This window comes from Candidatus Saccharimonadales bacterium (assembly GCA_035457485.1).
Taxonomy (GTDB): Bacteria; Patescibacteriota; Saccharimonadia; order Saccharimonadales; family EFPC-124; genus DATIBO01.
The window spans coordinates 793753-808987 of the sequence record DATIBO010000006.1 but is presented as its reverse complement, the minus strand read 5'-3'; the positions used below and the strand labels follow the sequence as shown (position 1 = coordinate 808987).

The following is a 15235-nucleotide window of genomic DNA, read 5'->3' as shown; positions in this document are numbered from 1 at the left end:
TTACGCCTTTTGGTATAAAAATCAATGAGATTTACAGATGATTCTGGTATAATATTAAAAAGTATGAGCAAACAAGAGGTTACACTAGATTCTTTGGTTAGTCTTGCAAAAAGGCGAGGCTTTGTTTTTCAGGCTTCCGAAATTTACGGTGGATTAGCAGGGTTTTGGGATTTGGGGCCTTACGGCGTAGAGCTAGCCAATAACTTAAAAGCGTTTTGGTGGCAAAAATTTGTGCGCGAAAATCGCAATATTCATGGTATTGATGGTGCGATTATCCAAAATACAAAGCTTTGGAAGGCTAGTGGACATATTGATGGTTTTAATGATCCACTTGTAGAAGATTTAGTTACAAAAAAACGCTATCGCGCTGATCATTTGGCCGGTGTCGATACGAATGACATTGAAAAACTCAATGAGCTGCTAAAGGGCAAAAAGTCGCCAGACGGTAACCCTTTGGGCGAAGTGCGAACTTTTAACATGATGTTCAAGACGTATGTAGGTGCGCTTGAAGACGACGAGAGTGTGGCCTATTTGCGACCAGAAACAGCTGGAGCAATTTTTACAAATTACGAACTTGTGCGTGAGACCACTCGTAGCAAACTGCCTTTTGGTGTAGCCCAAATTGGTAAGGGTTTTCGTAACGAAATCAGCCCGCGAGAATTTTTGTTCCGTGTGCGAGAATTTGACATGATGGAAATGGAATACTTCACAAAGCCAGCAATGGCCGAAGCTGATTTGGATAAATGGAAAGAATTTTGTTGGAACTTTTTGGTAGAAGCGGGCGTTAAAAGAGAAAAAATGGTTTGGCATCAACACGGCGAAGACGAGCGTGCTCATTATGCTGCTGATAGTTGGGATATTCAATATGAGTTTTTTGGCGGTGAACCGCGAGAGCTTTGGGGTATTGCTAACCGAACAGACTTCGACTTAAAGGCGCACACAAAGGCAAGTGGCAAAGACTTGAGTTACTTTGACCCAGAAACAAACGAGCGCTATATGCCCTATGTTATCGAACCTGCGATCGGGCTGGGCCGTTTAATGACTGCAGTTCTCGATAGCGCCTACTGTGAGGAAAAAGTTGGCGACGAAACACGAATTGTACTCAAATTTAAGCCCGAAATCGCACCTGTGAAAGTTGCTGTTTTACCGTTGAGCAAAAAGCCAGAACTACAAGCCTTATCTGATAAAGTGTATAAACAAATTGTTCAGTCTACTGGTTGGAACGTTGAATACGATGAGACGCAAAGTATCGGTAAACGCTATCGCAGGCAAGACGAAATTGGCACGCCGTACTGTGTGACGATTGATTTTGAAAGTCTAAAAGACGACAGTGTGACCGTGCGCGAACGCGACACAATGAAACAGACTCGCGTTAAAATTAAGGATTTGCAAAGTGCCCTCGTTCTTTGAAACGTTAGGCAGAATCGTTAGTGGAAAGCCGGCCTTTGTTCCGGAAGATAGTTTACAGCCGCAAAATCCGCAAATCGCAGGCGGGATACCTGGTCAGGGCTCAACGCAAGCTGAACAACATATTCAAAGTGGGCCGAAGGTAATTAAAAAAGCGCATATTACCGAGGTTGAGTGCTACAACAACGGTGCAGGTTTTGAATGTTGGGCGTCGGTTCACAACGGTTCAAATGATAGGCTTGACCTAAACCAGCTAGAATTCTTGGGGCAAAGTACTGACTTGCAGACAATTTTAATGCCGGGCGAAGAGCGAAAGTTTAAAATTTACCAAGGTCCACATATTAGAAGTGCTAGTCAAACAGTTTGCAACTTAGAGTATATTGACTCAGTTGGTGATTATTTTGTAGCTAATCATAATGTTGAATTTCGTCAACTAGCAGATGGCACACATGAGGTAGATAGGATAAAATTTGTGCAAATCTGGGACAAGTAATGAGTGCTCGCACAGACGATCTTATTGATAAACTTCAAAAATTAGCAGATAGATCACCCGAGGATTTGCAGGTCTTGCAGAAGTTCTTTAGAACTGGCGAAGGTCAATATGCTGAGGGTGATGTCTTTATCGGTGTGCGAATGCCGAAAATTCGACTGGCTTGTAAAAAATATTCTGATCTAAAAATAAGTGAAATAGATGAGCTTTTGGAGTGTCCAGTCCACGAAGTTAGGATGGCTGCTTTGATAATTATGACGAACCAAGCGGCTAGTAAAAAAACACCTGAGTCTCAAAAAAAGAGTTTATTTGATCTATATTTGAAGCGAACAGACAAAATCGATAACTGGGATTTAGTTGACGTAAGTTGTCGCGATGTGGTTGGTGGATTCCTGGAGAATAAGCCGCGCGCTATTTTATATAAACTGGCAAAGTCAAAGAGTTTATGGGAGCGTCGAATTTCCATTGTCAGTACCTGGGCATTTATTAGAAAAGGCGACTTGGACGATACCTTTAGGATCAGCGAGATGTTGCTTGGCGATTCACATGATTTGATTCACAAAGCCACCGGTTGGATGTTACGAGAAGCAGGCAAAAAAGATCGCGATCAGCTCCTGGATTTTTTAGATAAACACTCTTCGGTAATGCCACGCACAGCTTTAAGGTACGCAATCGAGCATTTGAGTGTGGAGCAACGAATGCATTTTATGGCCCAAAAGGCCCAAAAAAGGACTAATAATGCCTAAACTTTCGGCTGGAATCTTGCTTTACAGGTGGACTAAAAACAAGCCAGAAGTTTTTCTGGTCCACCCAGGTGGTCCATTTTGGGCTAAAAAAGATACTGGCGCTTGGTCTATTCCAAAGGGTGAACATACAGAGAGTGAAGACTCGTTGCTTGCCGCGAAAAGAGAATTTAAAGAAGAAACTGGACGCAATTGCCCGGAAGGTGAGTATTTATTACTGGGCGAAGTTAAATATGGCAACAAAAAAGTTACAGCTTGGTTTACTGAGAATGACTTTGATAAAGATATAAGAAGTAATTTTTTTGAGATGGAATGGCCATTAAAGTCCGGTGAAAAACAACGCTTTCCAGAGGTAGACAGAGCTGGGTGGTTTAGTCTAGACGTTGCCCGCAGGAAACTGGTTAAGGGACAGACACCGTTCGTAGATATGCTTGCTGAGCAAGTTACGCAAAATCAGACGAGTTTATTTTAGTTTATTGTAAAATTTTTTGATTCTTGAGTATTTGCAAGAATGTCGTGCAAAAAGAAAACTTCGTAGTCAGATGTTGAGCCAAAATTGCGAATAAGGTAATTGCTAAAGGTACTTGGAGTTAGTGATTGTACTCTGTGGGCAAGCCTCGCAACAGCGGTAAATTCGCGTTGTTGAGTAGAACTTATGGTAGTAAACGGCTGACCCAAGTGAGCCATATGTTGAAAGGCTGACGTTATATGTAAGAACTCTTGAGGCGACCCCAAAAGTGTATCGAGCGCGTGATCGTTTGCGGCCAAGAAAACCGGACTCGAGTTAACTAGTTGCGAAGGAGTAATTTTAAATCTTTTTAAGAGTTGCAAAACGCTACTCCATTCGCGAAGTACTTCTGATTCTAGTTTACTTTTTGGCTTTAGTTGAAAATCGCTCATTGCCATGCCGACGTCGTAGTTGACGACTAATCCGTTATTCGATAATCCACCAAGGGCAAACTTTAAACTGCTAGGTTTGACCTTATCTAAAAGATAAATTGTATAGCAGTCCGGGGGCAGAATATTAAGCTCACCTGGGGTTATAAAATAGATACTGGCGGCCGTCGTTTCTTGTGGGGGCTTGGCGACAAAGGTCATCTTTTGCATATGCAAAATAGCATGAGTTAGTCGTAAAATCTCTTCGGCGTTTAGTGTGCTTGCACGCTGCTTGTGGATATTTCGCATTAGGTTAAGCCACTGTTTACGCACCACGCTCATGGTATTGGTGGGGGATTTACACACAATAAGCGCGGTGCCTAAATATTGGCGAACCTCGAGATGGCGCGCAACGTCGGATGCAATGCTAGTTGCTGGGTATTGGGGTGTGTGGCGAAGTTCGTAGTAATGGTTCACGGTATTCCTTTATATGATTAGATGTTTTTGCCTAAAACTAAAATGCTGCGTTTTGGTAACAATTATGTGATCATGCAAAGGGACCCCTAAAAGTTGACCCGCAGCAATTAATTGATTGGTTAACTCACAGTCTTTTGGGCTTGGATTGACATCGTTTGATGGGTGGTTATGCGCGACTATTACATAAGCGGCCCTATCAACTATAGGGTCCGAGAATATCTCTCGTGGATGCGCCAAAACTGTGTCGAGCGTGCCGATCGTAATAGTGCGTTGAGCGATCAAACGGTGGCCGCCGTCCATGCTTAAGCAAATAAAATGCTCCTGAGTTTTATCTCGGATTTCACCCAAACGACTAACAATTTCGGAAACAGTTTGCAGAGCAAGGTTGTCACGAACTAGGTGGCGTTTGGCGATTTCGAGCGAGGCCAGAATTCGGCTTGCGTGCGCCAAACTAACCCCAGTAAGTGCAGTTAACGAACTCATATTAAAATTGTGTACGCCGGTTTTAAGGACTTTCTGAATACTTCGGGCGATTGTGCCAACGTCGGCCTGGCCGTTTCCGCTACCTATTATGACTTCGAGTAACTCGAAGTCCGACAATGCGTGTGGCCCCTTGCGTTGCATTTTTTCGCGCGGTCGTTCGTGAAGTGGAATCTGTTGCATCCGTAATGCTTTTGACATGGCACGAGTCTATCAGACGCTGGGGTAAAAAATAAAGTAAATTCTGTAAAAGTTTTCCACAGACTAGTTTGTGGGTACAAATTCATTTGTCTCTAACATAAGGAGTGCGACGTCACACCACATGTTTTGCAAGTAGCTCCCGTGCTCGACTTTGGAATCTCGACCTTCGTGAGTCATGTGTCCGACCGCGACCGGACAACCCATGCGCGGTTCAATGTGAGCCATAAGATGCTTTGCTGGCAGTTCGTGATTAAACTTAATCTTAAGGTTCTTGTCTATGTCCCAGCAATTGGGCGATAACGCGATCTCGCCGTTGTAAATTTTCTTAATAGTTTGCGGGCTAGGGAACAGACTCTCTGCCTCGGTCATGTTTACGAGTTCGCGTAACAGATCAGCTTCGTCGGAATCATGTAAAAAGGCTAAAGGTTCAATTGCCTCAAAAGCATCACAAATAACGCGACAAGTTTGTAGTGCCGGAAGCTCAAGCGGGCGCAGCGCATTTTTTATACTTGTCATGTAAAGCAGAGTTAAAGCAAGCCCAATACTTTTATTGCGGATCATTTTTGCCTCAAAAGCGCTGTTGGTCTGCTCAAAAGTAGGTTTTATGGGTAGGTTTTCGTACGGCCAATCCTGGTTATAACGCCAGCTAACAAAGTTATGATTGTTAAAAACTGCTTGAGCCGATCTCTGCTGAACAGGGTTGTCGGTATGAAATGTGTCTTTAATCGAGTTAACTAGAATGCCCTCATACGTGTTGTATGCGCTAATAAAATCCTCTGGCGGATTCGTAAAAAGTTCGGATCGCTCTGGTCTGTTGTTGAAATTGTCGAATATTAAGTTGGTAGTCGGACGATAGGCTTTTAAATGAAGTTCACGTTTGGCGGTTCTTTGCTCACTGTGGTTGACTGATTTTTCCATAATAATCTGAATATGGATCTTCGAGGCCACATCTGTTAAACTGTTCTTCAAAATGGAAAACAATATTATTCATCAAAAGCTCGAGGCGCTAGGGCTGACACGCGACGAGATTAAGATATTCTTGAGCTTGGTTAGCGCGCCCCGAACACCGCTTGAGTTAAGTCGTGAAACGGGAATCGCCAGATCAAACGTTTACAGAATTGTCGATGTTTTAGCTGAAAAAGGCTTGGTTGGTCAGTTGACAACTAGTAACGATAAGCTTATCTCGGCCGCCTCGATTGAAAACTTGGAGCTCCTAGTTGTTGACCAAGAAGCAAAAGCGAGCCAGTTTCGTAGTAATTTTTTAGATCTAAATAGTTTGCTTGCAAGTTTTAAAAGCAAAGACGAAGGATTCGAGGTTAAAACTTTTAGCGGAATCGGCGGGCTTAAACAAATGCTTTGGAACGAACTTCACGCTACAAGTGAGGTTCTGTTATTCTCTGGTAAAACTCTTAATGCGCCGCTTGGAAAAGTCTGGGCTGAAAAGTTTCGAAACGAAGTTGTAATGCGTAAAATCCATTTGCGTAGTATAGAAAATATAGGAGTTAACCCGTTTGAGCTTTCTGACGACCCAGGGTATACAAAGTTTTACCGCGCCAAGTATATTTCTAAAGAAGTTTTGAATATTCAGGCCGAGCTGTCGATTTACGATAATACGATCGCGATTTATAATTCGTTCGGCCACGGCTTACATCTGGGGACAGAAGTGAAAAATCCATTTTTAGCCGCTTTTATGCGTCAGGTTTTTGAAAATTATTGGCATTTAGCTAAAACTGACAACGTTTTGTAAAAATTGATTAATATTTGCTGATATAATAGTTAAAGATGAAAAAAGACGAGGGTTTGCTTTTAAAGTTTCCGGGGCACTTTTTGTGGGGCGCAGCAAGTGCGGCACATCAGGTTGAGGGGTCAAACCATAATCAGTGGACTGTTTGGGAACTCGAACACGCTAAAATCCTGGCCGAGACAGCTAAATACCAGGCTAATTATTTGCCAAAGTGGGATCAAATTAAAGCTGATGCCACAAATCCGGCGAACTATGTCTCAGGCAAGGCAACAGATCATTATAACCGTTACCAAGAGGATTTTGCTTTAATAAAAAAGCTCAACATGAATGCTTGGCGCTTTAGTATTGAGTGGTCTCGTGTAGAGCCAGAAGAAGGTGCTTGGAACGCTGAAGCAATTGAACATTACCGCGTTTATCTAAAAAAGCTTGCAGCTATAGGAGTGGAACCAATTGTAACTCTGTGGCATTGGACTGTGCCGGTTTGGTTCGAGCAAAAAGGTGGCTTTACAAAACGTAGCAATATTGGCTATTTTTTACGGTTTGCCGAAAAAGTATTTGATGAACTTGGTCAAAATTTTCGGTATGTTATTACCTTGAACGAACCCGAAGTCTACGCCGCCAAGAGCTTTTTACTCGGGGAGTGGCCACCGCAACGGCGGAGCAAGACCGAGGCTTTGGTAGTTTTGCTGAACTTAATTTCGGTTCATAAAAAAGTTTACAAGGCCGCAAAAAAGAAAGGTCGCAAATATTTAATTAGCATTGCTAAAAATACGGCACATCACTACGCCGGAGACGATGCAGTTTTGTCGCAAACCACTGCCAAAGTTATGTCTTGGGTGGAAGACGGATTCTTGTTAGGGCGTATTAAAAAGTATCTGGATTTTATCGGCTTAAACTACTATTTTTCCAATCGTTACTATGGCTACAGGCAGCATAATGAAAACCTGCGTCGAAGTGATTTGGGCTGGGATATGCGCCCTGCCGATATCGAGATTGTTTTAAAACAACTTTATGATCAGTACAACCTGCCAATCATTATCACAGAAAATGGCTTGGCCGACCATGACGATGAATTTAGGAAATGGTGGCTGAGCCAGACGCTAATGGCCATGCATCGTGCGATTCAATCGGGGGTAAGGTTAGAAGGTTATTTACATTGGAGCTTGACCGACAACTTTGAGTGGTCCAGTGGTTTTTGGCCTCGATTTGGACTTGCCGAAGTCGATTACAAAACGAAAAAACGCACACTTAGACCAAGTGCAATCTGGTTTGGAAAAATCATTAAACAGATTAGGGGCTAAAAATGCAAAAAGTTGGCATGAAAGTCGTTGTAATTGGTGGTGGAACGGGTAGCTTTGCCGTTTTGAGCGGTTTAAAAAACTATTGCCGTGACATAACAGCGCTGGTTAGTATGGTTGACGATGGTGGGTCTACGGGGGAACTACGCGACGAACTTGGTGTTTTGCCTCCAGGCGATGTGCGCCAATGCCTAGTAGCGCTATCTGAAGATCCGAGTGTTACTCGCGAACTTTTTAACTATCGATTTGAGGACGGTAAGCTGAGCGGACATTCGTTTGGAAACTTGTTTTTAACAGCTCTCGAAAAGGTGACCGGTAATTTTGCTGAAGCTGTAGAAACCGCTAGTGAAGTTTTAAAGATCTCTGGCCGAGTTTTGCCAATGACTTTAGACAACGTGCATTTAGCGGTCAAACTAGACGATGGGACGCTTGTAAAAGGTGAGCATGCCGTCGACACCACAGATCTACGAAGGTTTGCGCCAAATCCGTGGTTGATACTTGAGCCAAACGCTGTTATAAATCCGGATGCAGATAAAGCAATTCGTGAAGCTGATTTAGTAGTAATTGCGCCGGGTGACTTATATACGTCTGTTGGAGCGGCATTAATTATTAAGGGAGTCAATCAGGCGCTCGAGGAAACAAAAGCAAAGGTTGTTTACGTATGTAACTTAGTTACGAAACCTGGCCAAACTACAGGCATGGGAGTTTACGAGCATGCCTCGGAAATTGAGCGATTTTGTGGTCGCAACCTTGATTTTGTACTATACAACACGTCTAAACCTGACGAAAATGTTTTTGAAAAATACGAGCGAGAAGGGGAGTTGCTGATTACTCCGCCCGCAAAAACCCAAAAAACCAACTATCTGGTTAAAGGCAGTGATCTGATTTTTAAGGGTGACATAAAACTTAAAAAAGGCGATAGGCTTGCAAAAACTCGGTCGTTTATAAGGCATGATCCGGATAGGGTTGCGCGCGCACTAATGAAAATATATTTTAGCTGATGAAAAAATGGTATTTAGATTTAGACGATACGCTTTACCGTACAACCTACGGATACAGCGAAATGTGTCGAGCGGTTTCGAAGCTTTACGATATTAAGTTGATGACATTTGCCATTAGAATGTTACGTCACCGCGTGAAGGGCGGAGGTAGCGCGCGTGGATATTTGCGTTTTTTTAAAACTTTGCAGTCGTTCGGGATCGATCCAACAGAGGCTCGCGAGCTTATTTTTAAAGAGCTAATCGGGAAAGATTTTTTGTACGATGATGCGCGTGAATTTTTAAGTTGGCTAGATAAACATGACTCAAAGCCTACGATTGTTACTTTTGGGGATCCAGAAACTCAAGAATTTAAAATCTCACTTTTGCCCGAACTGGCAGAGTTCGAAAAAGTGATCGTGCAACAGCCCAAGCAGATTTACTTGAATAATTTGCCACAACATGATGCAATAATAGTTGATGACAAACCTGTACTCGACTTGCCGACATGGTGTAGCGGGGTTTTGCTTGTCCGTAAACTTCCGGCAAAAGATTATAATGGACAGATAGTTAAGTCCCTAAAGGAGCTAATTAATGAGTAGCATAACAAAAGCGATTATTCCCGTCGCGGGTTACGGAACACGTCGACTGCCAATTACTAAGGCAGTAGAAAAGTGCATGTTGCCGATCGGAAATCGACCACTGGTTGACTACGTAGTTGAAGATTGTCTAAAAGCTGGAATTACTGACATTATTTTTGTTGTAAGCGAGCAGTTTGAGCAGCTGCAAAACTATTACGGCCGAAATCAGCTTTTAGAAGAATACCTAAAAGCCAAAGGCAAAACCGAGCAACTTCAAGAAGTTAAGCATTTGGCCAAAAAGGCAAACTTCCATTATGTGGTTCAGGATCAGCACCAGCCTTATGGTACTGCTGTTCCGGTTTCTCTTTGTGCCCACCTTATCAAAAAAAATGAACAGGTTTTAGTACTTATGGGTGATGATTTTATTTATCGTGCCGACGGTCGGTCGGAAGTCGCCGAACTAATTAAGGCTGCAGATGAATCAGGCGTTGGTGCTGGACTACTTGCCGTAAATGTTCCCCGCGATGACGTATTCCGTTATGGTGTGATCGAGACCGACGGCGAAAACGGTGTTAGCTTTTTTAAGCGCGTTATAGAACAGCCAAAAGTCGAAGATGCTCCCACGACCTTGATTAATATTAGTAAATATTTGTTTGACTACGAACTTATGGAGTGCGCAAAGCAAGTAATGCAGAATGCTCCAGCAGCAAACGGCGAGTACCAAATAACCGAAGCGTTAAATATGTACATTTCTAGCGGTAATAAAATGGTAGTTGTCCCGGCAAAAGGTGACTATATGGACGGGGGAACTGTCGAGGGTTGGCTTGCTGCTAATAACCGTGTAGTTGGCAAAGAATAAAAAATACTGAGCAAATTAAGAACTACTCGTAACGGGGTAGTTTTTAATTTGTCAAAAATAGTTTCCCACAGAACTGTGGATAAAACGCCTGCGTGGAGTGGACCCTGTGATTTATTTGAAATAAAGTACTTGCAGTGGGTAATGGTGGGTAGTAAACTTATGTCAGTGGGTAGCAGTGGGTAAGCCACCAAGCAATAACAAAAACCACTATTAAAAAAATGGCAACGGTAGACTACTTCGAACGCAAGCTGGATGATAAGCGAAGGCTGACAATTCCAGCCGAGCTTAGAGATGAGCTTGCAAGTGGAGTGGTTCTTACCAGAGGGTTCGATAAATATTTGCACCTGTACCCAAAATCGGTATGGGACGAATTGGTCGAGCCTGCATTAAACGGCGACATCTTAGATCAAAAGGTGGCTGATTTGAACGTACAGTTTCGTATGGGCAAAACATCAGCTGACCTTGATGCTAAGCAGGGTCGTATTAGTATCGAGCAGCATTTGCTAGATTTTTCGGGGATTACTCGTGATGTCGTAGCAGTCCGTGCTGGACGTTACTGGCGTTTAATGGCTAAGTAGGCACCTTAAAAATTCGGTGACACACACGCCAATGGCTTTTAAAACTACCGGAGTTTCTCCGTAGTCAGCTATTTGGCAGCCAGTGAGTGGGCCGAGGGCATTCCACTTAGCAAGCCCTAGCACCTTTCCCCTCCAAAAAACACCTCCCAAAAAACTCCACCTCACATAAGTCTCTCAAAGTTAATGGCTTTAACGGCGTTTCATTTTGAAATACCACCACAACAACTCCATTAACACACATTACAAAAACAAAAACATTTTACAAAAACAAAAACGCTGGCTGTCAAATAGGTGACTACGATATGAAAAAAATACCACCACAACAACTCCAACATGAACCGGTTTTATTACAAGCCGTGCTTGACGTACTCAAGCCGCAAAAAGGGGAGCGATACCTCGATTTAACGGCTGGCTATGGCGGGCATGCTAAAGCTGTAATCAATTTAATTGGTGCGGCTAATTTAGCTACGTTGGTTGATCGAGACGAAACGTCGATTAAAGCTTTGCAAGAGTTAAAGCAAGCTGGCGCCAACCTAATCAAAAGCGATTACGGAACGGCAGCCGAGCAGCTGCACGAGCAAGGTGAACAAGTCGACTTAATTTTAATCGATCTTGGTGTTTCGTCACCACAGCTAGACATACCCGAGCGCGGTTTTAGTTTTATGCGCGATGGACCACTAGATATGCGGATGGACCAACAAAATGGTTTATCGGCGGCCGAGTACCTTAACCAAATAAACCAAGATGAGCTTACGCAAATTTTGAGAGAATATGGCGAGGAACCCAAGGCAAAACAAGTGGCCCAGGCAATAATTGCCAATCGTCCATTTGCGACTACGGCTGAACTTGCGGGTGTTGTCGCAGATGTTTATCGTGGCCGAAGAGGTAAAACTCATCCGGCGACGCGCACATTTCAAGCAATCCGGATCGCGGTTAACGACGAGCTAGGACAGCTAAAAAAAGTGTTACCACTTATACCTGATTTATTAAAACCGGGTGGTAGGGTAGCAATAATTAGCTTCCATAGCCTAGAAGACCGTTTGGTTAAACGCTTCTTTAAAGAGCAGGCGGAATCTGGATATGAAGCCACACTTTCCCTAATTACCAAGCGACCAATTAGTGGGGCAACCGAAGATGTTTACAATCCACGTTCTCGTAGTGCAAAACTGCGAGGCGCTGTAAAAATAAAAAACAAAAGGGAATAACCTATGCCTATCAAGGTTCAGGGTACTTCTCGCCGATTTAAGGTTGCTGTAAGGCACCTTGAGCAGGCGCGCTAAAACCAAAAAAAAGACTAGTGTAGACGGTTAATAATCGTCTACACTAGGCCAGGATTTTAGCTCAAAATAAAAAGAAACAAAAATGTATCAGTACAATAATTCAGCAGCAATGCAGGGCCAAATTGCCGGCGGCAGATCATGGCGACGCAATCAAAATACGGTTAGGTTCAAGCCAAGCAAACGGCTAGGGCCCGTTAGTCATACGGTACTAGTGGCACTGATGCTTGCTGTGTTAGGCTTAATTTACCTTACGCAAATTACCAAAACAAGTACGTACGGATACGAGATAAACGATCTTAACAATCAAAAAGAACAGCTTTTAAGCGAACAGCGCGATCTCGAAGTTGAGACGGCAAGGTTGCAGGCGTTAGAGCGAGTTTCGCAAAGTGGCGTCGCTGCTCAGCTCGGTTCTCCAGCTCAAACTGATTTTGCACGAACTAATTAATTCCAATGGAAAAAACAGATGTAACTTTACATAGCCGGGTGCGGATTTTAATGGCTCTCATGTTTTTACTGGGAGCTATTTTTGTTGTGCGGCTTTTTTATGTTCAAGTTATCAGACACGACTATTACGAAGCCGAAGCCCTAAAAGAGCACACGGCCAAATTCTCGATTGCAGCGAGTAGAGGTGAGATTTATGCAAAAGATGGCTATGACAAGATAGCCCCACTCGTTTTAAATGAACCGAGCTATACTGTTTTCGCTGATCCACGATATGTGAAAGATGAGACGAAAGCTGCTGAGGTTTTGCGCAGAATCGCTGGCGGTAATTTAGTGGAGGGCTTTGAAGAAAGTTTGAAGAACAAGGATCGACAGTATGTTGTTTTAGCGAAGTTGTTGAACAAACAACAGGCTGATTTACTTAAAAAAGAGGAGTTAGCTGGAATTGGGCTTCAAGAAAGCGAAAAACGAACTTATCTTGAGGGAACGTTGGCGGCTCAGGTCTTGGGGTTTGTAAATGGAGAAGGTAAGGGGCAATACGGAATAGAACAAGGTTATAACGATCAACTTGCCGGAGTGGCAGGGCAGCTCAAGGCGATTACAGATGTGAATGGGATTCCGATCTCAGTTGGTGCGAATACAGTTCAGACACCAGCGCAAGATGGTGAAGACGTGGTCCTAAGTATAGATCGCAATATTCAATCATACGTAGAGAAGGCTTTAAAAGCGGGGCTGGAGCGGGTTCATGCTACAAAAGGGAGTGCTGTTGTAATTAACCCAAATAATGGACAAATCATGGCAATGGCAAGCTTGCCGACCTACAACCCAGGTGAATATCAAAAAGTCACAGATTACAACGCTTTTCAAAATCCGACGATCTCAGATCCGTACGAGCCGGGATCTGTAACTAAAACGTTTACAGTTGCCATGGGCCTTAACGAAGGTGTTATCCAGCCCGACACAACCTATGTGAATACTGGCTCGACAAAAGTCGCAGACGCAACAATCAAGAACCTTGGTAACGAACTTTTGGGTAATGTTAAGATGCTTGATGCGCTGCGATATTCTTACAACACTGGCATGGTACACATTTTGCGATTACTTGGTGGTGGCGACATTAATGATCAGGCAAAGGATAAATTTTATCAGTACTTAACAGATCGTTTTTTACTAAATGAGATTACTGGAATCCCCCTGGCCTTTGAGGCGGCTGGGCAGGTTATTTCACCTGACGACGAGCAAGGTGGTCCAGTTCGATATGCGAACATGACTTTTGGCCAGGGTATGACGATGACTATGCTGCAGGCAGTTTCAACATTCTCGGCACTAGTTAATGGCGGAACATATTACTCACCCCAGATTATTAGCGGAGTAGTGAATGAAAAGGGTGATGTAGTTGCTAAAGAGCCTATCGTGAAGAAAACAGGTGTGATTAGCGCAGATGCTTCCGAAAAGTTGCGAATGATGACTCACGAGATTAGGGCGGGAAGTTTGGGTAAGCTAGATAGACCGGGATATACAACAGGCGGCAAAACAGGGACTGCGCAGGTTTATGATCCAACGACCGGACAGTATAGCAAAACGAAAACCATCGGGGGGTATCTAGGCTATGGTGGTCAAAATCGGCCAGAATATGTGATAATGATAAGAGTGGATGATTCGGATCTCGGTGATTTCGCCGGCACTCAAGGTGCGGCGCCAATTTTTACCGATATCTCAAACTGGCTGCTAGATTATCTAAAAATTCAACCAAGGGGCTAAAATATGTACTCAATTCCGGCCGAGATTATTAACGAGGTAACAAGCTTGTTACTACTGGCGTTTATTGGCTTTGCCGTTAGTATGTTGGCGACTCCTATTTACACATTTTTTGCTTATAAATTTAAGTTTTGGAAAGTGCAGCGCACAACAAGCACTACGGGCGAGAAGGCAGCCGTTTTTGCAAAGCTACATGCCGAAAAGCATCAGCGGCACATTCCGACCATGGCTGGAATGGTGTTCGTTGCAGTCGTTGCTTTGATGACTCTTGCTTTTAATCTGAATAGGGCAGAAACATGGTTGCCACTTGCGGCGCTTATCGGGGGTGGAATCGTAGGCTTGATTGACGATGTTATTAATATCCGCGGTCTTGGCGGTGGTGTGCGTGGTTTACGGAGTGGTGTAAAATTTTTGCTAATCGCTTTGGTTGCAGCAGTTGCTGCTTGGTTTTTTTACTACAAGCTTGGGTTTACAAGTGTCCATATTCCGTATTTGCCGTTCGAGCTTGAGCTTGGCTGGCTGATTATACCTATATTTATTTTTGTGGTTGTTGCAATGGGTAATGCCGTAAACATCAGTGACGGCTTAGATGGCTTGGCTGGTGGACTAGCGGCAATCAGTTTTGGAACTTTTGGGATAATTGCAATGTTTCAGGGGCAGTCATACTTGGCTGCTTTTTGTTTTACAGTTGTGGGTGCGCTTACGGCTTACTTGTGGTTTAATATATATCCAGCCCGGTTTTTTATGGGGGATGTAGGGTCCTTTGCTTTAGGCACGGCATTGGGTGTTGTGGCAATGTTAACAAACACCTTGTTTTTACTGCCGATTATTGGTTTAGTCTTTGTGATCGAAGCCGGTTCAAGCTCGATTCAGCTACTAAGCAAAAAGTTTTTGGGAAGAAAGGTTTTTATATCTGCGCCCATTCACCACCACCTTGAGGCGACCGGTTGGCCAGAGACAAAAATTACGATGCGATTTTGGTTACTAGCGCAAATTTGTGCAGCAATCGGTTTGATTATATTTTTGACAGGCGGGTACGTTTAGG

17 protein-coding genes are annotated in these 15235 nt (G+C 43.5%); 14 read left to right on the top strand and 3 right to left on the bottom strand.

All coding sequences use genetic code 11. From position 1 onward, the window contains the following. Positions 1-63 precede the first annotated feature (63 nt). The 4 genes from VLA77_04630 to VLA77_04615 are packed head-to-tail and all read left to right on the top strand — an operon-like array spanning position 64 to position 3112. Positions 64-1410 carry a glycine--tRNA ligase gene (locus tag VLA77_04630; GenBank protein HSE29841.1) on the top strand — a complete coding sequence of 449 codons (1347 nt, stop codon included), beginning with the start codon at positions 64-66 and terminating at the stop codon, positions 1408-1410. Next, positions 1394-1900, top strand: a complete 507-nt coding sequence (locus tag VLA77_04625; GenBank protein ID HSE29840.1) for a hypothetical protein — start codon at positions 1394-1396, stop codon at positions 1898-1900. Before VLA77_04630 ends, VLA77_04625 begins: the two co-directional genes overlap by 17 nt. Next, complete coding sequence (locus tag VLA77_04620; GenBank protein HSE29839.1) at positions 1900-2643, top strand: DNA alkylation repair protein; 744 nt, start codon at positions 1900-1902, stop codon at positions 2641-2643. Before VLA77_04625 ends, VLA77_04620 begins: the two co-directional genes overlap by 1 nt. Beyond that, positions 2636-3112, top strand: a complete 477-nt coding sequence (locus tag VLA77_04615; protein HSE29838.1) for an NUDIX domain-containing protein — start codon at positions 2636-2638, stop codon at positions 3110-3112. The genes VLA77_04620 and VLA77_04615 overlap by 8 nt, the downstream gene beginning before the upstream one ends. On the opposite strand, the gene VLA77_04610 is transcribed toward VLA77_04615, so the two are convergent. The 3 genes from VLA77_04610 to VLA77_04600 all read right to left on the bottom strand — a co-directional run bounded on the left by VLA77_04610 (position 3109) and on the right by VLA77_04600 (position 5592). Next, a complete protein-coding gene (locus VLA77_04610) occupies positions 3109-3993 on the bottom strand; it encodes a hypothetical protein (GenBank protein HSE29837.1) in 885 nt (294 codons plus the stop codon). The genes VLA77_04615 and VLA77_04610 overlap by 4 nt on opposite strands. Before the next feature lie 9 nt (positions 3994-4002). Beyond that, positions 4003-4674 (bottom strand): DNA repair protein RadC, encoded by a 672-nt coding sequence (gene radC / locus VLA77_04605; GenBank protein HSE29836.1) that lies wholly within the window; start codon positions 4672-4674, stop codon positions 4003-4005. A 63-nt stretch (positions 4675-4737) separates the two neighbouring features. Continuing rightward, entirely contained in the window at positions 4738-5592 is an 855-nt protein-coding gene (locus tag VLA77_04600) for a hypothetical protein (GenBank protein ID HSE29835.1), read from the bottom strand. A 52-nt stretch (positions 5593-5644) separates the two neighbouring features. On the opposite strand from VLA77_04600, the gene VLA77_04595 reads away from it, so the two are divergent. From VLA77_04595 to mraY, 10 genes are all read left to right on the top strand, one after another. Continuing rightward, positions 5645-6421 (top strand): helix-turn-helix domain-containing protein, encoded by a 777-nt coding sequence (locus VLA77_04595; GenBank protein HSE29834.1) that lies wholly within the window; start codon positions 5645-5647, stop codon positions 6419-6421. 35 nt (positions 6422-6456) lie between these two features. Then, complete coding sequence (locus tag VLA77_04590; protein ID HSE29833.1) at positions 6457-7719, top strand: family 1 glycosylhydrolase; 1263 nt, start codon at positions 6457-6459, stop codon at positions 7717-7719. A gap of 2 nt (positions 7720-7721) precedes the next feature. Then, positions 7722-8717: a gluconeogenesis factor YvcK family protein gene (locus VLA77_04585; protein HSE29832.1), complete on the top strand. Its 996-nt coding sequence runs from the start codon at positions 7722-7724 to the stop codon at positions 8715-8717. Beyond that, on the top strand, positions 8717-9295 hold the full coding sequence (locus VLA77_04580) for an HAD family hydrolase (GenBank protein HSE29831.1): 579 nt from the start codon (positions 8717-8719) through the stop codon (positions 9293-9295). Before VLA77_04585 ends, VLA77_04580 begins: the two co-directional genes overlap by 1 nt. Then, positions 9288-10133 carry a sugar phosphate nucleotidyltransferase gene (locus VLA77_04575; GenBank protein ID HSE29830.1) on the top strand — a complete coding sequence of 282 codons (846 nt, stop codon included), beginning with the start codon at positions 9288-9290 and terminating at the stop codon, positions 10131-10133. Before VLA77_04580 ends, VLA77_04575 begins: the two co-directional genes overlap by 8 nt. Positions 10134-10351: 218 nt before the next feature. Continuing rightward, positions 10352-10711, top strand: a complete 360-nt coding sequence (locus VLA77_04570; protein HSE29829.1) for a hypothetical protein — start codon at positions 10352-10354, stop codon at positions 10709-10711. Between the two features lie 302 nt (positions 10712-11013). Beyond that, on the top strand, positions 11014-11916 hold the full coding sequence (rsmH, locus tag VLA77_04565) for a 16S rRNA (cytosine(1402)-N(4))-methyltransferase RsmH (protein ID HSE29828.1): 903 nt from the start codon (positions 11014-11016) through the stop codon (positions 11914-11916). Positions 11917-12073: 157 nt separating this feature from the next. Next, entirely contained in the window at positions 12074-12436 is a 363-nt protein-coding gene (locus VLA77_04560; GenBank protein ID HSE29827.1) for a hypothetical protein, read from the top strand. Between the two features lie 5 nt (positions 12437-12441). Then, the gene (locus VLA77_04555; GenBank protein ID HSE29826.1) at positions 12442-14193 is read left to right on the top strand and encodes a penicillin-binding protein 2; all 1752 of its coding nucleotides are present in this window, start codon (positions 12442-12444) and stop codon (positions 14191-14193) included. A gap of 3 nt (positions 14194-14196) precedes the next feature. Next, entirely contained in the window at positions 14197-15234 is a 1038-nt protein-coding gene (mraY, locus tag VLA77_04550; GenBank protein ID HSE29825.1) for a phospho-N-acetylmuramoyl-pentapeptide-transferase, read from the top strand. The last annotated feature ends 1 nt before the right edge of the window (position 15235 follow it).